This is a genomic window from Serratia sp. HMSC15F11, assembly GCF_001808215.1.
Lineage (GTDB): Bacteria > Pseudomonadota > Gammaproteobacteria > Enterobacterales > Enterobacteriaceae > Serratia > Serratia nevei.
This window is the reverse complement of the sequence record NZ_KV792467.1, coordinates 23705-41166: the sequence shown is the minus strand read 5'-3', so window position 1 is coordinate 41166 and position 17462 is coordinate 23705. Positions and strand designations below refer to the sequence as shown.

Sequence of the window (17462 nt, the reverse complement as noted above, 5' to 3'; positions counted from 1 at the left end):
CCGGTTCTCCGCCGGCGGGTTTCGCAGCCAAGGGTTCAGAGTATGTCAGAGCAGCTCCTCTATTTTCTGCAGCAGATGTTCAACGGCTTAACGTTGGGCAGCACCTATGCATTGATCGCCATCGGTTACACCATGGTTTACGGCATCATCGGCATGATCAACTTCGCCCACGGCGAGGTGTACATGATCGGTAGCTATGTCTCCTTTATCGTCATCGCCGCCCTGATGATGCTCGGCATCGACGTCGGCTGGTTGCTGATCGGCGCCGCGTTCCTGGTCTCGATCGTCATCGCCAGCGCCTACGGCTGGAGCATCGAGCGGGTGGCCTACAAGCCGGTGCGCAACTCCAAGCGCCTGATTGCGCTGATCTCGGCCATCGGCATGTCGATATTCCTGCAAAACTACGTCAGCCTGACGCAGGGCTCACGCGATCTGGCGCTGCCCAGCCTGGTGACCGGCCAGTGGGTGCTGGGGGAAAGCAACGGCTTCGCCGCCACCATCAGCACCATGCAGCTGATCATCTGGCTCGTGACCTTCCTGGCGATGCTGGCGCTGACGCTGTTTATCCGCTATTCGCGCATGGGCCGCGCCTGCCGCGCCTGTGCGGAAGACCTGAAGATGGCCAGCCTGCTGGGCATCAACACTGATCGGGTGATCTCGCTGACCTTCGTCATCGGGGCGGTGATGGCGGCGGTGGCCGGGGTATTGCTCGGCCAGTTCTACGGCGTCATCAACCCTTACATCGGCTTTATGGCCGGTATGAAAGCCTTCACCGCCGCGGTTCTGGGCGGTATCGGCAGCATTCCCGGCGCGATGATCGGCGGCCTGGTGCTGGGCGTGGCGGAAGCGCTGACCTCCGCCTACCTCAGCACTGAATATAAAGACGTGGTGTCGTTCGCGTTGCTGATCGTGGTGCTGCTGATCATGCCGACCGGCATCCTCGGGCGTCCGGAGGTTGAGAAAGTATGAAACTCAATCTGCTCAATGCGCTGATCGCCACGGCGGTGCTGTTCGTGATGGCGTCGTTCCTGATGGGCATGCAGCTCAGCCTGGACGGCACCAAGCTGGTGGTGCACGGCGCGGCGGAAGTACGCTGGATGTGGATCGGCATCGGTTGCGTCATCGTCTTTTTCTTCCAGCTGTTGCGCCCGCTGCTGCAGCAGGGATTGAAAAAAGTCTCCGGCCCGGCGCTTGTGCTGCCGAGCTTCGACGGCACCACGCCGCGGCAAAAGCTGCTGGCGGCTCTGCTCATCGTCGCGGCGGTCGCCTGGCCGTTCCTGGTCTCGCGCGGCACGGTGGATATCGCCACCCTGACGCTGATCTACGTGATGCTGGGCCTCGGCCTCAACGTGGTGGTGGGCTTGTCTGGTCTGCTGGTGCTCGGCTACGGTGGTTTCTACGCCATCGGCGCCTACACCTACGCGCTGCTGAATCACTATTACGGCCTCGGCTTCTGGGAGAGCCTGCCGCTGGCGGGCATCGTCACCGCCGCCTTCGGCTTCCTGCTCGGTTTCCCGGTGCTGCGTCTGCGCGGCGACTATCTGGCAATCGTGACGCTCGGCTTCGGTGAGATCGTGCGCATCCTGCTGCTGAACAATACCGAGATCACCGGCGGGCCGAACGGCATCAGCCAGATCCCGAAACCGACCTTCTTCGGCCTGGAGTTCAACCGCAGCGTGCGCGACGGTGGTTGGGATACCTTCCATAACTTCTTCGGCCTGAAATACGATCCGAGCGATCGCATCGTGTTCCTGTATCTGGTGGCACTGCTGCTGGTGGTGCTGACGCTGTTTGTCATCAACCGCCTGCTGCGCATGCCGCTGGGGCGCGCCTGGGAAGCGCTGCGCGAAGACGAGATCGCCTGCCGCTCGCTGGGCCTCAGCCCGACGCGCATCAAGCTGACTGCTTTTACCATCAGCGCCGCTTTCGCCGGGTTTGCCGGCACGCTGTTCGCCGCGCGCCAGGGGTTCGTCAGCCCGGAATCCTTCACCTTTGTCGAGTCGGCCTTCGTACTGGCGATCGTCGTACTGGGGGGCATGGGCTCGCAGTTCGCGGTCATTCTGGCGGCGATCCTGCTGGTGGTGTCGCGCGAGCTGATGCGCGATCTGAACGAATACAGCATGTTGCTGCTGGGTGCGCTGATGGTGCTGATGATGATTTGGCGGCCGCAGGGGCTGTTGCCGATGAAACGGCCGCAGCTGAAGCTGCAGGCGGCGGACATTCACGCGGGTAAGGGGGAGCAGGCATGAGCGTTCAACCTTTGCTGCAGGTGGAGGGCCTGTCGATGCGTTTCGGCGGGCTGCTGGCGGTCAACAACGTGGCGTTGACGCTGAACGAAGGCGAAATCGTGTCGCTGATCGGCCCCAACGGTGCCGGTAAGACCACGGTGTTCAACTGCCTGACCGGTTTTTACCGCCCGACCGGCGGCACCATCAAATTGCGCGATCGCCACCTGGAAGGATTGGCGGGGCAGGCCATCGCCCGCATGGGCGTGGTGCGCACCTTCCAGCACGTGCGGCTGTTCCGTGAAATGACGGTGATCGAAAACCTGCTGGTGGCGCAGCATCAGCACCTGAAAAGCGGCGTGTTCGCCGGGCTGTTGAAAACCCCGGCCTTCCGCCGCGCCGAAGCCGAAGCGCTGGCGCGCGCGGCGGAGTGGCTGGAGCGCGTCGGCCTGCTGGAGATGGCCAACCGTTCGGCGGGCAACCTGGCCTATGGGCAGCAGCGGCGGCTGGAGATCGCTCGCTGCATGGTGACCCGGCCGGAGCTGCTGATGCTGGACGAACCGGCCGCCGGCCTCAACCCGAAAGAGACCGACGAGCTGGATCACCTGATCGTCGAGTTGCGCGATCGGCATAAGGTATCGGTGCTGCTGATCGAGCATGACATGAAGCTGGTGATGGGCATTTCCGACCGCATTTACGTGGTGAATCAGGGCACGCCGCTGGCGCAGGGCACACCGGCGGAGATCCGCAACAACCCGGACGTGATCCGGGCTTATTTGGGCGAGGCTTAAGACTGTGTCCCATCATTGTTCGCGGCATCGTCGCAGACCCAAAAACCCGCTATCAAGGCGGAAGATGAAGAACATAGCGGGACTATGTTCGAATCTGACAACGCAGAGAGCGGGTTTTTGGGGCGCGACCCGCAGGGCTGGGGCTATTTCGCCGCGCCGCTGCGTTACTCACCGTTTATTTGGCCCACCAAACCTCACGGCTCGCGCCTTGCTGCGCAGCGAAATAATCACCAGCGATGCTCACGCACAATGATGGGGCGCAGTCTTTATGTTGTCATTCAATCAGGTATCCGCCCATTACGGCAAAATTCAGGCGCTGCATCAGGTCAGTCTCACGATAAGCCAGGGCGAAATCGTGACGTTAATCGGCGCCAACGGCGCCGGTAAAACCACGCTGCTCGGCACCCTGTGCGGCGAGCCGCGCGCCAGCGAAGGCAGCATCGTCTTTCAGAACCAGGACATCACCCAGTGGCAAACCTCGCGCATTATGCGCGAAGCGGTGGCGATCGTGCCCGAAGGGCGGCGCGTCTTCTCGCGCATGACGGTGGAAGAAAACCTGGCGATGGGCGGCTTCTTCGCCGATCGCCGGCAGTATCAACAGCGCATCGAACGGGTGTTCACTCTGTTCCCGCGCCTGCTGGAGCGCCGAAGCCAGCGCGCCGGCACCATGTCCGGCGGCGAGCAGCAGATGTTGGCCATCGGCCGCGCGCTGATGAGCCAGCCGAAGCTGCTGCTGCTCGACGAGCCCTCGCTCGGGCTGGCGCCGATCATCATCCAGCAGATTTTCGACATCATTCAGCAGCTGCGGGAAGAGGGCATGACCATCTTCCTGGTGGAGCAAAACGCCAATCAGGCGCTGAAATTGGCGGACCGCGGTTATGTGCTGGAAAACGGCCGCGTGGTGTTGGAAGATACGGGGGCTGCATTGTTAGCCAACGAAGCAGTGAGGTCGGCGTATCTGGGCGGTTAATCCGCCCCCCTACGAATTAAAATAATCAGGTACGAGAAGAAGAAATGAAGACAGAAGGGTTACTCGCGCAGCGCATCGTTAACGTAAAAAGTTCGGCCATCCGTGAATTGCTTAAGCACAGCAAGATGGAACACGTCATTTCGCTGGCGGGCGGCATCCCCTCTGATGCGTTGTTCGATTTCGAAGGATTGAGCATTGCCACCCAGCAGGCGATCACCGAACAGCCGAAAAGCGCGTTCCAGTATGGCCTGACCGAGGGCAGCCCGCTGCTGCGTGAGCGCATTTGCGCGCTGTGCGCCGAGCGCGGCGTCACCGCTGATGCGGAAGAGGTGATGGTCACCGCCGGCTCGCAGCAGGCATTGGATTTGGTGATGCGCGCCATCGTCAACCCCGGCGACGTGTTCGTGGTGGAGCGCCCGAGCTACCTGGCGGCGCTGCAAACGCTGGAGCTGGCGGAAGCCAGCATCATGTCGGTCTCGTCCGACAGCGACGGCATGGTGGTGGAAGAGCTGGCCGAGCTGCTGAAAACCCAGCGCATCAAGGGCGTGTACGTGGTGCCGAACTTCGGCAACCCCAGCGGCATCACCCTGAGCGCCGCGCGCCGCGAACTGCTGGTGAAGCTGGCCGCCGAACATAACTTCCTGATCATCGAAGACGATCCGTACGGCGAGCTGCGTTTCACCGAAGAGCGCCACCCGACGCTGCATCAGGTGTCGCAGCGGGTGCTGGGCAACACCGACCATATCATCTATACCTCGACCTTCTCCAAGATCCTGGCGCCGGGCCTGCGGTTGGGCTGGGCGATCCTGCCGCCGTTCCTGTTGCATAAAGTGGCGATCATCAAGCAGGCGGCAGATCTGCACGCCAGCGCGCTGTCGCAGAGCATCGTCGAATGCTACCTCGGCCTGGGCCGCCTGCCGGCGCAAATCGACAAGATCCGCGCCGCCTACAAACAGAAGGGCGAGATCCTGGCCGGTTTGGTGGAGCAGGAGCTGGGCGACTACATCACCTTCGATAAGCCGAAGGGCGGCATGTTCCTGTGGGCACGTTTCCGCCAGCCGTTCAACGCCACCGAATGGCTGAACGCTACCCTGCAGCAGGGCGTGGTGTTCGTGCCGGGGGAATACTTCTTCTCCGACAACCCGGATCGTTCGACCTTCCGCCTGTCGTTCGCCACCGCCACCGAACAGCAGATGCAGGAAGCGGTGGCGCGTCTGCGCCGTTCGCTGTAATCCTCGCGGCGGCGGAGCCCATGCCCGCCGCCGACATCAAACCGCCATCTTCACTTCACCTTGCCGTCATGTGGCTGTCATATAACGGTTATTTTTCTGTCATCCGAGCATGGCATGTTATCACCCGTCATCTTTCGAGCCGCAGCGTTGTTGGCTGCCCGGCTGCCCCCCTGTCACTTAGTTAGCTAAGCTCCAGGGTGCCAGCAGGTTGCCGCCTAGCTGCAACTCGAAAGCTATAGGGGGCACTCCCTCATCAAGAATTGATTCTTTTCGCTCACGCGCTTTTACACCAGCTTTTTCAGGAGTTAGGCATGCTCACCTACGCTATTCGCAAAACCACGCTGTGCGTCGCGTTGACCCTGGCGGTCAGCACTCAGGCGCTGGCGGCGACCGAGATCCCGTTCTGGCATTCGATGGAAGGCGAACTGGGTAAGGAAGTGGATTCCCTGGCGGATCGCTTCAACCAGTCGCACAGCGACGTCAAGATTGTGCCGGTTTATAAAGGCAACTACGAACAGAGCCTGGCGGCGGGCATCGCCGCTTACCGCTCCGGCAAGGCGCCGGCGATCCTGCAGGTTTACGAGGTGGGCACCGCCACCATGATGGCCAGCAAGGCCATCAAACCGGTCTACGAAGTGTTTAAAGAGGCCGGCATCAACTTCGACGAGTCGGTGTTCGTGCCGACGGTAGCCGGCTATTACACCGACAACAAGAGCGGCCATCTGCTGTCTCAGCCGTTCAACAGCTCCACGCCGGTGCTGTACTACAACAAAGACGCCTTCAAAAAGGCCGGCCTGAACCCGGACCAGCCGCCGAAAACCTGGCAGGAGCTGGCGGCGGATACTGCCAAGCTGCGTGCGGCCGGCATGAAGTGCGGCTACGCCAGCGGCTGGCAGGGCTGGATCCAGCTGGAGAACTTCAGCGCCTGGCACGGCGTGCCGTTCGCCAGCGAAAACAACGGGTTCGGCGGCACCAACGCCAAGCTGGAGTTCAACAAGCCGCTGCAGGTCAAGCACATCGAGCTGCTGGAGGCGATGAACAAGAAGGGCGATTTCACCTACTTCGGCCGCAAAGACGAATCCACCGAGAAGTTTTATAACGGCGACTGCGCCATCACCACCGCTTCTTCCGGTTCACTGGCGGACATCAAGCACTACGCCAAATTCAACTACGGCGTCGGCATGATGCCGTACGACGCCGACGCGAAAAACGCGCCGCAGAACGCCATCATCGGCGGGGCCAGCCTGTGGGTGATGAATGGCAAAGACGCCGCCACCTACAAGGGCGTGGCCGAGTTCCTGCAGTACCTGGCGCAGCCGGAAATCGCCGCCGAATGGCACCAGAAGACCGGCTATCTGCCGATCACCACCGCGGCTTACGATCTGACCGAGCAACAGGGCTTCTACGACAAGAACCCGGGTGCCGACGTCGCCACTCGCCAGATGCTGAACAAGCCGCCGTTGCCGTTCACCAAGGGCCTGCGCCTGGGCAACATGCCGCAGATCCGCAGCGTGGTGGATGAGGAGCTGGAAGGCGTGTGGACCGGTAAGAAAACGCCTCAGCAGGCGTTGGACGCCGCCGTGCAGCGCGGTGACGTGCTGCTGCGCCGTTTCGAAGCATCGACCAAGTAACCCTGCGTCGCGGGCCCGTCCGATCGGGCTCGCGTCTTCACGCCGATCCTTCCGTACCCGATTAATGGTTTAACTGCTATGTCATCTTCCCGTCCCGGTTTCGGCTGCAGCTGGTTGCCCTATGCGTTGGTGCTGCCGCAGCTGCTGATTACCGCCGTCTTCTTTTTATGGCCCGCCGGCGAGGCGCTGTGGTATTCGGTGCAGAGCCTCGATCCGTTCGGCCTGTCCAGCCAGTTTGTCGGGCTGGATAACTTTAAGCAGCTGTTTCAGGATCCTTACTATCTTGACTCGTTCTACACCACGCTGATCTTCAGCTTCCTGGTGGCGGGCGTCGGGCTGGCGGTGTCGCTGTTCTTCGCCGCGCTGGTGGACTACGTGCTGCGCGGCAGCCGCCTCTATCGCACGCTGATGATCCTGCCCTATGCGGTGGCGCCGGCGGTGGCGGCGGTGCTGTGGATCTTTCTGTTCAACCCCGGCCTGGGGTTGATCACCCATTTCCTCAACGGGCTGGGCTATAACTGGAACCATGCGCAAAACAGCGGCCAGGCGATGTTCCTGGTGGTGCTGGCCTCGGTGTGGCAGCAGATAAGCTATAACTTCCTGTTTTTCCTCGCGGCGCTGCAGTCGATCCCGCGCTCGCTGGTGGAGGCGGCGGCCATCGACGGCGCCGGCCCGGTGCGGCGTTTCTTCCATCTGGTGCTGCCGCTGATCGCGCCGGTGAGCTTCTTCCTGCTGGTGGTCAATCTGGTGTACGCCTTCTTCGATACCTTCCCGGTGATCGACGCCGCCACCGGCGGCGGGCCGGTGCAGTCCACCACCACGTTGATCTACAAGATCTACCGCGAGGGCTTCGCCGGATTGGATCTCTCCAGCTCTGCCGCGCAGTCGGTGATCCTGATGCTGCTGGTGATCGGCCTGACGGTGATCCAGTTCCGCTTTGTTGAACGTAAGGTGCGCTATCAATGATTGAGAATCGACGCGGGCTGGATATCTTCAGCCATGTGATGCTGACTATCGGCGTGCTGGTGGTGCTGTTCCCGCTGTACGTGGCCTTTGTCGCCGCCACGCTGGACGACAAGCAGGTGTTTCAGGTGCCGATGACGCTGGTGCCCGGCGGCCACCTGTGGGAGAACATCCGCAATATCTGGCAGGGCGGCGTGGGCAACCTCAAAGTGCCGTTCTCGCTGCTGCTGCTCAACAGCGTGATCATGGCGCTGGCGATCACCTTCGGCAAAATTGCGGTGTCGGTGCTGTCGGCTTACGCCATCGTGTACTTCCGCTTTCCGCTGCGCAGCCTGTTCTTCTGGCTGATTTTCCTCACCCTGATGCTGCCGGTGGAGGTGCGTATTTTCCCGACGGTGGAGGTGATCTCCAACCTTAACCTGCTGGACAGCTACACCGGCCTGACGTTGCCGCTGATGGCCTCGGCCACCGCGACCTTCCTGCTGCGCCAGTTCTTCATGACGCTGCCGGATGAGCTGCTGGAGGCGGCGCGCATCGACGGCGCCGGGCCGATGCGTTTCTTTTGGGACATCGTGCTGCCGCTGTCGAAAACCAATCTGGCGGCGCTGTTCGTCATCACCTTTATCTACGGCTGGAACCAATACCTGTGGCCGATCCTGATCACCAGCGACGCCTCGATGGGCACCGCGGTGGCGGGCATCAAGAGCATGATCTCCACTTCCGGCGCGCCGACCCAGTGGAACCAGGTGATGGCGGCGATGATTCTGACTTTATTGCCACCGCTGGCGGTGGTGCTTCTGATGCAGCGCTGGTTTGTGCGCGGTCTGGTTGATAGCGAGAAATAACGACGATGGCAGGATTAAAACTACAGGCGGTCACCAAGTCTTACGACGGTAAAACGCCGGTGATCAAACAGATCGACCTCGATGTGGCGGACGGCGAATTCATCGTGATGGTCGGCCCGTCCGGCTGCGGCAAATCCACGCTGCTGCGGATGGTGGCCGGGCTGGAACGCACCACCAGCGGCGATATCTATATCGATACCCGGCGCGTGACCGATCTGGAGCCCAAGGATCGCGGCATCGCGATGGTGTTCCAGAACTACGCGCTCTATCCGCACATGAGCGTGTACGACAACATGGCCTACGGCCTCAAGATCCGCGGTTTCGGCAAGGATCATATCCGCCAGCGGGTGGAGGAGGCCGCGCGCATCCTGGAGTTGGAGCCGCTGCTCAAACGCAAACCGCGCGAGCTTTCCGGCGGCCAGCGCCAGCGCGTGGCGATGGGGCGCGCCATCGTGCGCGAGCCGGCGGTATTCCTGTTCGATGAGCCGCTGTCGAACCTGGACGCCAAGCTGCGGGTGCAGATGCGCCTGGAGCTGCAACAGCTGCATCGTCGTCTGAAAACCACCAGCCTGTACGTGACCCACGATCAGGTGGAAGCGATGACGCTGGCGCAGCGGGTGATCGTAATGAACAAGGGCGTGGCGGAGCAGATCGGCACCCCGAGCGAAGTGTACCAACGGCCGGCTTCGCTGTTTGTCGCCGGCTTTATCGGATCGCCGGCGATGAACCTCTTGCCCGGCACCCTCAGTGCCGACGGCGGCCAGCTGCTGCTGGCGGACGGCATGGCGCTGCCGTTGCCGGCGGCCAAACCGCAGTGGGCGGGGCGGCAGTTGACGTTGGGCATTCGGCCGGAGCATATTCAACTGGTGGCGCAAGGCCAGGGCGTGCCGCTGCAGTTGCAGACGCTGGAACTGCTGGGGGCCGACAATCTGGCGCACGGCCAGTGGGGCGGCCACGGGGTGATCGCGCGGCTATCGCACGAAACCTTGCCGGCGGCGGGCAGTACGCTATATTTGCAGCTGCCTGCTCAGGCGCTGCACTTCTTTGACACCCACAGCGGATTACGGATGGATTGATGACTAGACCCTGGCCTTACCCTCATATCGTTGCCCACCGCGGCGGCGGTTCTCTGGCGCCGGAAAACACCTTGGCGGCGATCGACGTCGGCGCGCGCCACGGCCACAAGATGATCGAGTTCGATGCTAAGCTGGCACAGGACGGGCAAATTTTCCTGCTGCACGACGACACGCTGGATCGCACCAGCAACGGTTGGGGCGTGGCGGGCGAGCTGCCGTGGGACAAACTGGTGCAGCTGGACGCCGGCAACTGGTACAGCTCGGCCTTCAAGGGCGAGCGGCTGCCTCTGTTGTCGGAGGTGGCGGAACGCTGCCAGGAACACGGCCTGATGGCCAATATCGAGATCAAACCGACCACCGGCAGCGACGATGAAACCGGCCGGGTGGTGGCGCTGGCGGCGCGGCTGCTGTGGCAAGGGCAGCCCGATCCGCTGCTTTCCTCCTTCTCGGTAGAAGCGCTGGCGGCGGCGCAACGCACCGTGCCGGATTTGCCGCGCGGCCTGCTGCTCGAGGCCTGGGACGACAACTGGCGCGAGCTGACCGAACGCCTGGACTGCGTCTCGCTGCATATCGATCACAAAGCGCTGACCGCCGAGCGGGTAAAAGCGTTGAAAGACGCCGGGCTGCGCATTCTGGTGTACACCGTCAACCAACCGGATCGCGCGCGCCTGCTGCTCGACTGGGGCGTTGACTGCATTTGCACCGACCGGATAGATTTGATCGGCCCGGATTTTTAATCCGGTACCGATGAATCCCGCGACGACAAGCCTTGCCGCCGCACCACCGGAAGGAATGCGATGCCTGGCTTTATCCTGTCACTGTGGCACCAGATCGTGCTGTCTTTACCGCTGTTCGTCCTGATTGCGTTGGGTTATGGGCTGATTCGCTGGGGGAAATGGCCTGCCAGCATCACCGATGGCCTGACGCGCTTCGTGTTTTCTCTCGCCTTGCCCGCCATGCTGTTTCGCATGATGTGCGACTTCTCGCAGCGCCCGGCGGTCGACGCCCGGCTGCTGATCGCGTTCTTCGGCAGTTGCCTGATCGTGTTTGTGCTTGGCCGCCTCGTCGCCCGGCATCTCTTCCGGCTGGATGGCGTCGCCGGATCGGTGTTTGCGCTGGGCAGTATTTTCTCCAATAACGTGATGCTCGGCTTGCCGATCGCCAGCGTGATGCTGGGGGAGGCGGCGATCCCGTCGGTGGCGCTGGTGCTGGTGTTCAACGGCCTGATCCTGTGGACGCTGGTGACGGTGTCGATCGAATGGGCGCGCAACGGTTCGCCGACGTTGAGCGGCTTCGCTAAAACCGCGCGTAGCGTGCTGACCAATCCGCTGATCGTCGGCATTCTGTCTGGCACTCTGTTCAGCCTGACCGGCCTGCCGCTGCCGGCCTTCGTCGATCGGCCGGTCAGCATGCTCGGCCAGGTGGCGGCGCCGCTGTCGCTGGTGGTGCTGGGGATGGGGCTTGCCGAGTACCGCATCAGCGAAGGCTGGCAGCTGAGCAGCGCCATCTGCGTGCTGAAGTTGCTGGTGCAACCGCTAGTGATTTGGCTGCTGGCCTGGATGATGGATTTGCCGCCGATGGAAACCCGCGTTGTGGTGCTGCTGGGGTCGATGGCGGTGGGGGTGAACGTCTACCTGATGTCGCGCCAGTTCAATACGCTCACCGGCCCGGCCGCCACCAGCCTGGTGATGTCCACCGTGCTGGCGGCGATCACCACGCCGCTGATCCTCACCGTTATGGGCGTGCGGGCGTAGCCGGCATCGGTGCCTGCGGCACCGCCGGCGCGGTGCGATTGAACGGATCGCGTGGCTGATTGCCGTTAGGCAGCAGTTGCCCGCCGTTCGGCGTGGTTTGCATCAGCTGTTGCCGCTGATTGTCGAACTGCCGCTGTTGCTGCAGGCGGCGTTGGTCCATTTGCCGATTGTTCAACAGGCGCTGTTGCTGGGCCTGCTGGCTGCTTTGGTTGAGAAACTGCTGCTGTGAACGCAGATCGGTTACGCCGTTGGCCGCCGCAGCCAGGCCGGGCAGCCACAGCAGGGCGAACAGGATGTGAGAAGTTTTCATGATGGTTACCTCGCCTTTTTATTAAGCCTAACCCAGCGGTGAAATTTTGCCGGTAGTTTATCTTTTGTTCGGATGTAAACCGCCTTTTCACCAACGCGGTGCGCATCTTCCGTTACAATCGCCCTTTCGGTCTTTTTAGGGTGAACCCATCGTGCTGCTTTTGGTTATAACCACCATTCTGTGGGCATTTTCTTTCAGCCTGATTGGCGAGTACCTGGCGGGCCACGTCGACAGCGGATTCTCGGCGCTGGTGCGCATCGGGCTGGCGGCGCTGGTGTTTCTGCCGTTTCTGCGTTGGCGCAACATCAAACTCAAGGTGATCCTGCTGTATATGCTGGTGGGCGCCTTCCAGCTGGGCATCATGTACCTGTTCAGCTTCCGCGCCTATCTGTACCTGACGGTGCCGGAATTCCTGCTGTTCACCGTGCTGACGCCGCTGTACATCACGCTGATTTACGATTTGCTGAGCGGCCGACGCCTGCGTTGGGGCTATGTCTTCAGCGCGTTGCTGGCGGTGCTGGGCGCGGCGATTATCCGCTATCACCAGCTGAGTGAGCATTTCTGGTGGGGGCTGCTGTTGGTGCAGGCGGCGAATATCAGCTTCGCCATCGGCATGGTCGGCTATAAGCGCCTGATGGAAGTGCACCCCTTGCCGCAGCACACCGCATTTTCCTGGTTCTACCTGGGGGCTGCGGCGGTGGCGGCGGTGGCCTGGTTCCTGTGGGGCAATCCGCAGCAGCTGCCGACCACCAATCTGCAGTGGGGCGTGCTGATCTGGCTGGGCGTGGTGGCGTCGGGGCTGGGCTACTTCATGTGGAACTACGGCGCGACGCAGGTGGATGCCGGCACGCTCGGCATCATGAACAATATGCATGTGCCGGCCGGTTTGTTGGTCAACCTGGCCATCTGGCAACAGCAGCCGCATTGGCCGAGCTTTATCATCGGCGGGGCGGTGATCGTCGCTTCGCTGTGGGTGCATCGCCGCTGGGTGGCGCCGAAACAGCTTGGCTAAGCGGGCGGGCCACCCCGGCCCGGGGGGCCCGAAAGTTTATACGCCGGCCGCCAACGCTTTGGCGCCGGTCGCGCCGGGGCGTGCGGCGTCGCGCACAAACGGCAGATGATCGCAGGCGTGCTGGCGGGCCGAGCGGATAAAGGCTTCGGTCACCGCCTGGCGCTGTTCACCGTCGCGCACGGCAGCGTACAGGCGGCTCCACAGGCCGTCACCCAGGGTTTTGGTCACCACCAGACCCTGCTGTTCGAAACTCTCCACCACCCAGTGCGGCAGCGCCGCAATCCCCATCCGCGCCGATACCATCTGGATCAGCAGCAGCGTGTTATCGACGTTCTTCAACGCCGGGCTGACGCCCGCCGGCTGCAGAAAATGCCGCCAGATATCCAGCCGTTGGCGCTGCACCGGGTAAATCAACAGCGTTTCGTCACTCAAGTCTTCCGGCTCGATGTGCGGCCTGCCGGCCAGCGGATGATCCGGCGCCAGCACCAGGCGCACCTCGAAATCGAACATCGGCGAATAGTGCAGGCCGCTGCGCGGCAGAATATCCGACGTCATCACCAGATCCAATTCGCCCTGTTGCAAGGCCGGTTGCGGATCGAAAGTCACGCCGGAAGTGAAGTCCATCACCACCTGCGGGAAACGCCGGCGGAAGTTGTCCAGCGCCGGCGTCAGCCACTGAATGCAGCTGTGGCATTCGATGGCGATGCGCAGCGTGGTCTGATGCGGCTCGTGGCAGGCCTGCAGCGCCTGCTGGATCTGCGGCAGCACCTGTTCCGCCAGCTGCAGCAGGATCTCGCCCTGGGCGGTGAAGCGCAGGGGCTGGCTCTTGCGCACGAACAGCTTGAAGCCCAGACGTTGTTCAAGATCGCTGAACTGGTGCGACAGGGCAGACTGCGTCTGATGAAGTTGGGCCGCCGCCCCCGCCAGCGAACCGCTGTTGCGCAGGGCCTGCAGCGTCCGTAAATGTTTCAGTTCGATCATGAGAGTCCTTCACATTGACAGTGAATAAATTGCGCTTGTGGTTAATACAGTACCTGCTGATTATGGATGTGTAAACATCTGGACGGCTAAATGGGAAATATGACGATGGCAATTTTGAATCACACACTGGGTTTTCCTCGCGTTGGGCTACGACGTGAGCTGAAAAAAGCTCAGGAAAGCTACTGGGCCGGCAACTCAACGCAGGAAGAGCTGTTGGCGGTTGGCCGCGAGCTGCGCGCTCGTCATTGGCAGCAGCAACAGCAGGCCGGGGTGGATTTGGTGCCGGTCGGCGATTTCGCCTGGTACGATCATGTGTTGACCACCAGCCTGCTGCTGGGCAACGTGCCGGCGCGCCATCAGAATGCGGATGGCTCGATCGATCTGGACACGCTGTTTCGCATTGGCCGTGGCCGCGCACCGACCGGCGAGCCGGCGGCCGCGGCGGAAATGACCAAATGGTTCAACACCAACTATCACTACATGGTGCCCGAATTCCAGCAAGGCCAGCAGTTCAAGCTGGGCTGGACTCAGCTGCTGGACGAAGTGGACGAAGCGCTGGCGCTCGGCCATCGCATCAAGCCGGTGCTGCTGGGCCCGGTGACCTATCTGTGGCTGGGTAAGGTGAAGGGCGAGCCGTTCGACCGTCTGTCGCTGCTGAAAGACATCCTGCCGGTTTATCAACAGGTGCTGGCCGAGCTGGCGAAACGCGGCGTCGAGTGGGTGCAAATTGATGAACCTGCGCTGGTGCTGGAGCTGCCGCAAGCCTGGCTGGATGCGTTCAAACCGGCTTACGACGCGCTGCAGGGGCAGGTGAAGCTGCTGCTGACCACGTATTTCGACAGCGTCGGCCACAACCTCGATACCGTCCGCACGCTGCCGGTGCAGGGGCTGCACGTCGATCTGGTCGCCGGCCATGACGATATTGCCGCGCTGAGCGCCGCATTGCCGAACGACTGGCTGCTGTCGCTGGGGGTCATCAACGGCCGCAACGTCTGGCGCGCCGATCTGAGCCGCTGGTTCGAACGTCTTCAGCCGCTGGTGGGCACCCGCCCACTGTGGATCGGCAGCTCCTGTTCACTGCTGCACAGCCCGATCGACCTGAGCGTGGAAAGCCGTCTGGACGAAGAAGTGAAAAGCTGGTTCGCCTTCGCGCTGCAAAAATGCGCCGAGCTGGCGCTGTTGAGCTCGGCGCTGAACGCGCCTGACGCGGCCAAGCAGGCTGAACTGGATGCCTACAGCGCACCGATCCGCGCCCGCCGTCAGTCGAGCCGCGTACATAACCCACAGGTTGAGCGCCGGCTGGCCGCGATCACCGCGCAGGACAGCGAACGCCACAGCGCTTACGCCGAACGCGCCAGGGCGCAGCGCGAACGTTTCAACCTGCCGGCCTGGCCGACCACCACCATCGGTTCGTTCCCGCAGACCACCGAGATCCGCGGCCTGCGTCTGGACTTCAAACAGGGCCGTTTGGACGGCAACAACTACCGCACCAGCATCGGTGAGCACATCAAACAGGCGATCGTCGAGCAGGAGCGCCTCGGGCTGGACGTGCTGGTGCACGGTGAAGCCGAGCGCAACGACATGGTGGAGTATTTCGGCGAGAACCTGGACGGCTTCGTGTTTACCCAAAACGGCTGGGTGCAGAGCTACGGCTCCCGCTGCGTGAAGCCGCCGGTCATCATCGGCGACGTCAGCCGCCCGGAAGCCATCACCGTCGAATGGGCCAAATTCGCCCAGTCGCTGACCGACAAGCCGGTGAAAGGCATGTTGACCGGGCCGGTGACCATCCTGTGCTGGTCGTTCCCGCGTGAAGACGTGACCCGCGAAGTGATTGCCAAGCAGATTGCGCTGGCGCTGCGCGACGAGGTGGAAGATCTGGAAAAAGCCGGTATCGGCATCATCCAGATCGACGAACCCGCCCTGCGCGAGGGGCTGCCGCTGCGCCAATCCGACTGGGCCGCGTACCTGAACTGGGCGGTGGACGCCTTCAAACTGAACGCCGCCGTGGCGCGGGACGACACCCAGATCCACACCCACATGTGTTATTGCGAATTCAACGACATCATGGACTCCATCGCCGCGCTGGACGCCGACGTGATCACCATCGAGACCTCGCGTTCCGATATGGATCTGCTGGAAGCCTTCAAAGCGTTCGAATACCCGAACGAAATCGGGCCGGGCGTCTACGATATTCACTCGCCGAACGTGCCGAGCGTGGAATGGATTGAAGCGCTGCTGCGTAAAGCGGCGCAGAACATCCCGGCGGAACGCCTGTGGGTTAACCCGGATTGCGGCCTGAAAACCCGCGGCTGGCCGGAAACCCGGCAGTCGCTGGCCAACATGGTATTGGCGGCACAGCGCCTGCGCGAGCACGCGTGATGCCGTGCGGCGGATAAACCGCCGCTTATAGATTTACTGGTGTGATGATTGGGCGCTTCGGCGCCCTTTTTTATGCGAGGGAAATTATTTGACGCCGTGCTGGGCGAACCACGCCAGCATGCGCTGCCAGCCGTCTTGCGCCGCTTCGGCGTTGTAGCTGGGACGATAATCGGCGTTGAACGCATGCCCGACCTCGGGATACACCACGATTTCGGCCTCGGCGTTGGCGGCGCGGATCGCTTGGCGCATGGTTTCCACCGTCTCCAGCGGGATGCCGCTGTCCTGCCCGCCATACAGCCCCAGCACCGGCGCCGACAGGTGGGTGGCGACGTCGACCGGCTGCTTCGGTGAATTCAGCGTTTTCTCGCCGACCAGTTTGCCATACCAGGCGACCGCCGCCTTCAACTGCGGGTTATGCGCCGCGTACAGCCAGGTGATGCGGCCACCCCAGCAAAAACCGGTGATCGCCAGCTTGCCGGCGTCGCCGCCGTGGCGGATAGCCCAGTGCGCGGCGTGATCCAGATCCGACAGCACCTGACGATCCGGCACCTTGGTGACCAACTGCTGGAACAGCTCGCCGATATCGGTGTAGTCGTTGGCGTCGCCCTGGCGGAAATAGAGTTCGGGCGCGATCGCCAGATAGCCCTGCTTGGCCAGGCGGCGGCACAGATCCTGAATATGTTCATGGACGCCGAAGATTTCCTGCACCACTAGGACGATGGGGAAGGGGCCGCTCTGGTCGGCGGGTTTGGCGACGTAGGCCGGCAGCGCGTCACCCTGAGAAGGAATGGTCGTTTGCCCGGCGTGAATGCCCTGTTCGTCGGTGATAATCGCGGAGGCGGCCAACGGCGCGGCGGCCGGGGCGAATCCCCCCTGAGCCTGTTCTAATGTCATCACATGTTCGGTTTTCATTGCGGTCTCCGTGCAATAGAAAAAAGCGCTGAGATTAACTATAGGAAAGATTACCCATTATTGGCGCTGCGTGGCGCACTTTCGGACAAGTTGATAAAAAACGGCTAATTATCTGGCTTTGCGGCATTTTTAAGCGCTTTTTATCATGTTATTACGCGTTTTGCCCTGCGTAAGTGCCATAAGGTGCGTTAGAGGGCTTTTTTACTCCTAAGCAACCGATAAGATGAGGTTATTTTGAATTGAACAGCTAAATAGTTTCAGCCGGCAACCAACGGGCAGGGAACAGCAAGGTTTGTCGGCTAGACTGAGGTTTAGCGGTGCGTTCTGGATGCCTTATAGTGCTTTTTTGTGATGAAAATCACAAAAAATATGTAGCATGTA

16 protein-coding genes are annotated in these 17462 nt (G+C 61.8%); 13 read left to right on the top strand and 3 right to left on the bottom strand.

What is annotated here, in order from left to right; translation table 11 throughout:
- Window positions 1–42: 42 nt before the first annotated feature.
- The 11 genes from livH to HMPREF3138_RS15040 all read left to right on the top strand — a co-directional run bounded on the left by livH (window position 43) and on the right by HMPREF3138_RS15040 (window position 11487).
- Complete coding sequence (gene livH / locus HMPREF3138_RS15090) at window positions 43–969, top strand: high-affinity branched-chain amino acid ABC transporter permease LivH (protein ID WP_038874154.1); 927 nt, start codon at window positions 43–45, stop codon at window positions 967–969.
- Complete coding sequence (locus tag HMPREF3138_RS15085) at window positions 966–2249, top strand: high-affinity branched-chain amino acid ABC transporter permease LivM (RefSeq protein WP_038874155.1); 1284 nt, start codon at window positions 966–968, stop codon at window positions 2247–2249. The genes livH and HMPREF3138_RS15085 overlap by 4 nt, the downstream gene beginning before the upstream one ends.
- Window positions 2246–3016, top strand: coding sequence for a high-affinity branched-chain amino acid ABC transporter ATP-binding protein LivG (gene livG / locus HMPREF3138_RS15080; protein ID WP_038874156.1), 771 nt, complete (start codon window positions 2246–2248; stop codon window positions 3014–3016). Before HMPREF3138_RS15085 ends, livG begins: the two co-directional genes overlap by 4 nt.
- 268 nt (window positions 3017–3284) lie before the next feature.
- Window positions 3285–3986 carry a high-affinity branched-chain amino acid ABC transporter ATP-binding protein LivF gene (gene livF, locus HMPREF3138_RS15075; protein WP_038874157.1) on the top strand — a complete coding sequence of 234 codons (702 nt, stop codon included), beginning with the start codon at window positions 3285–3287 and terminating at the stop codon, window positions 3984–3986.
- 44 nt (window positions 3987–4030) lie between these two features.
- Window positions 4031–5218 (top strand): aminotransferase-like domain-containing protein, encoded by a 1188-nt coding sequence (locus HMPREF3138_RS15070; protein WP_038874158.1) that lies wholly within the window; start codon window positions 4031–4033, stop codon window positions 5216–5218.
- Window positions 5219–5529: 311 nt separating this feature from the next.
- The gene (gene ugpB / locus HMPREF3138_RS15065; protein ID WP_038874159.1) at window positions 5530–6849 is read left to right on the top strand and encodes a sn-glycerol-3-phosphate ABC transporter substrate-binding protein UgpB; all 1320 of its coding nucleotides are present in this window, start codon (window positions 5530–5532) and stop codon (window positions 6847–6849) included.
- Between the two features lie 78 nt (window positions 6850–6927).
- Window positions 6928–7815 carry a sn-glycerol-3-phosphate ABC transporter permease UgpA gene (ugpA, locus tag HMPREF3138_RS15060; protein WP_070559144.1) on the top strand — a complete coding sequence of 296 codons (888 nt, stop codon included), beginning with the start codon at window positions 6928–6930 and terminating at the stop codon, window positions 7813–7815.
- The gene (gene ugpE, locus HMPREF3138_RS15055; protein ID WP_038874160.1) at window positions 7812–8657 is read left to right on the top strand and encodes a sn-glycerol-3-phosphate ABC transporter permease UgpE; all 846 of its coding nucleotides are present in this window, start codon (window positions 7812–7814) and stop codon (window positions 8655–8657) included. Before ugpA ends, ugpE begins: the two co-directional genes overlap by 4 nt.
- A gap of 5 nt (window positions 8658–8662) precedes the next feature.
- Entirely contained in the window at window positions 8663–9733 is a 1071-nt protein-coding gene (locus tag HMPREF3138_RS15050) for a sn-glycerol-3-phosphate import ATP-binding protein UgpC (RefSeq protein WP_038874163.1), read from the top strand.
- Complete coding sequence (ugpQ, locus tag HMPREF3138_RS15045) at window positions 9733–10470, top strand: glycerophosphodiester phosphodiesterase (RefSeq protein ID WP_038874165.1); 738 nt, start codon at window positions 9733–9735, stop codon at window positions 10468–10470. The genes HMPREF3138_RS15050 and ugpQ overlap by 1 nt, the downstream gene beginning before the upstream one ends.
- 60 nt (window positions 10471–10530) lie before the next feature.
- A complete protein-coding gene (locus HMPREF3138_RS15040; RefSeq protein ID WP_038874167.1) occupies window positions 10531–11487 on the top strand; it encodes an AEC family transporter in 957 nt (318 codons plus the stop codon).
- Here HMPREF3138_RS15040 and HMPREF3138_RS15035 read toward each other — a convergent pair.
- Window positions 11468–11797 carry a hypothetical protein gene (locus HMPREF3138_RS15035; protein ID WP_038874168.1) on the bottom strand — a complete coding sequence of 110 codons (330 nt, stop codon included), beginning with the start codon at window positions 11795–11797 and terminating at the stop codon, window positions 11468–11470. The genes HMPREF3138_RS15040 and HMPREF3138_RS15035 overlap by 20 nt on opposite strands.
- 151 nt (window positions 11798–11948) lie before the next feature.
- Here HMPREF3138_RS15035 and HMPREF3138_RS15030 point away from each other — a divergent pair, with 151 nt between their 5' ends.
- Window positions 11949–12809 (top strand): carboxylate/amino acid/amine transporter, encoded by an 861-nt coding sequence (locus tag HMPREF3138_RS15030; protein ID WP_038874171.1) that lies wholly within the window; start codon window positions 11949–11951, stop codon window positions 12807–12809.
- A gap of 36 nt (window positions 12810–12845) precedes the next feature.
- Here the strand turns inward: HMPREF3138_RS15030 and metR are convergent, their stop codons facing one another.
- On the bottom strand, window positions 12846–13790 hold the full coding sequence (gene metR / locus HMPREF3138_RS15025) for an HTH-type transcriptional regulator MetR (protein WP_038874173.1): 945 nt from the start codon (window positions 13788–13790) through the stop codon (window positions 12846–12848).
- A gap of 90 nt (window positions 13791–13880) precedes the next feature.
- Here metR and metE point away from each other — a divergent pair, with 90 nt between their 5' ends.
- On the top strand, window positions 13881–16169 hold the full coding sequence (gene metE / locus HMPREF3138_RS15020) for a 5-methyltetrahydropteroyltriglutamate--homocysteine S-methyltransferase (protein ID WP_071605372.1): 2289 nt from the start codon (window positions 13881–13883) through the stop codon (window positions 16167–16169).
- An 84-nt stretch (window positions 16170–16253) separates the two neighbouring features.
- Here the strand turns inward: metE and HMPREF3138_RS15015 are convergent, their stop codons facing one another.
- Window positions 16254–17081, bottom strand: coding sequence for a dienelactone hydrolase family protein (locus HMPREF3138_RS15015; protein ID WP_038874174.1), 828 nt, complete (start codon window positions 17079–17081; stop codon window positions 16254–16256).
- Between the last annotated feature and the right edge of the window lie 381 nt (window positions 17082–17462).

Excerpts from the sequence above, each read along its gene's own strand:
- livH (WP_038874154.1), top strand. The coding sequence starts at position 43 with ATGTCAGAGCAGCTCCTCTATTTTCTGCAGCAGATGTTCAACGGCTTA.
- HMPREF3138_RS15085 (WP_038874155.1), top strand. The coding sequence starts at position 966 with ATGAAACTCAATCTGCTCAATGCGCTGATCGCCACGGCGGTGCTGTTC.
- livG (WP_038874156.1), top strand. The coding sequence starts at position 2,246 with ATGAGCGTTCAACCTTTGCTGCAGGTGGAGGGCCTGTCGATGCGTTTC.
- livF (WP_038874157.1), top strand. The coding sequence starts at position 3,285 with ATGTTGTCATTCAATCAGGTATCCGCCCATTACGGCAAAATTCAGGCG.
- HMPREF3138_RS15070 (WP_038874158.1), top strand. The coding sequence starts at position 4,031 with ATGAAGACAGAAGGGTTACTCGCGCAGCGCATCGTTAACGTAAAAAGT.
- ugpB (WP_038874159.1), top strand. The coding sequence starts at position 5,530 with ATGCTCACCTACGCTATTCGCAAAACCACGCTGTGCGTCGCGTTGACC.
- ugpA (WP_070559144.1), top strand. The coding sequence starts at position 6,928 with ATGTCATCTTCCCGTCCCGGTTTCGGCTGCAGCTGGTTGCCCTATGCG.
- ugpE (WP_038874160.1), top strand. The coding sequence starts at position 7,812 with ATGATTGAGAATCGACGCGGGCTGGATATCTTCAGCCATGTGATGCTG.
- HMPREF3138_RS15050 (WP_038874163.1), top strand. The coding sequence starts at position 8,663 with ATGGCAGGATTAAAACTACAGGCGGTCACCAAGTCTTACGACGGTAAA.
- ugpQ (WP_038874165.1), top strand. The coding sequence starts at position 9,733 with ATGACTAGACCCTGGCCTTACCCTCATATCGTTGCCCACCGCGGCGGC.
- HMPREF3138_RS15040 (WP_038874167.1), top strand. The coding sequence starts at position 10,531 with ATGCCTGGCTTTATCCTGTCACTGTGGCACCAGATCGTGCTGTCTTTA.
- HMPREF3138_RS15035 (WP_038874168.1), bottom strand. The coding sequence starts at position 11,797 with ATGAAAACTTCTCACATCCTGTTCGCCCTGCTGTGGCTGCCCGGCCTG.
- metR (WP_038874173.1), bottom strand. The coding sequence starts at position 13,790 with ATGATCGAACTGAAACATTTACGGACGCTGCAGGCCCTGCGCAACAGC.
- metE (WP_071605372.1), top strand. The coding sequence starts at position 13,881 with ATGGGAAATATGACGATGGCAATTTTGAATCACACACTGGGTTTTCCT.
- HMPREF3138_RS15015 (WP_038874174.1), bottom strand. The coding sequence starts at position 17,081 with ATGAAAACCGAACATGTGATGACATTAGAACAGGCTCAGGGGGGATTC.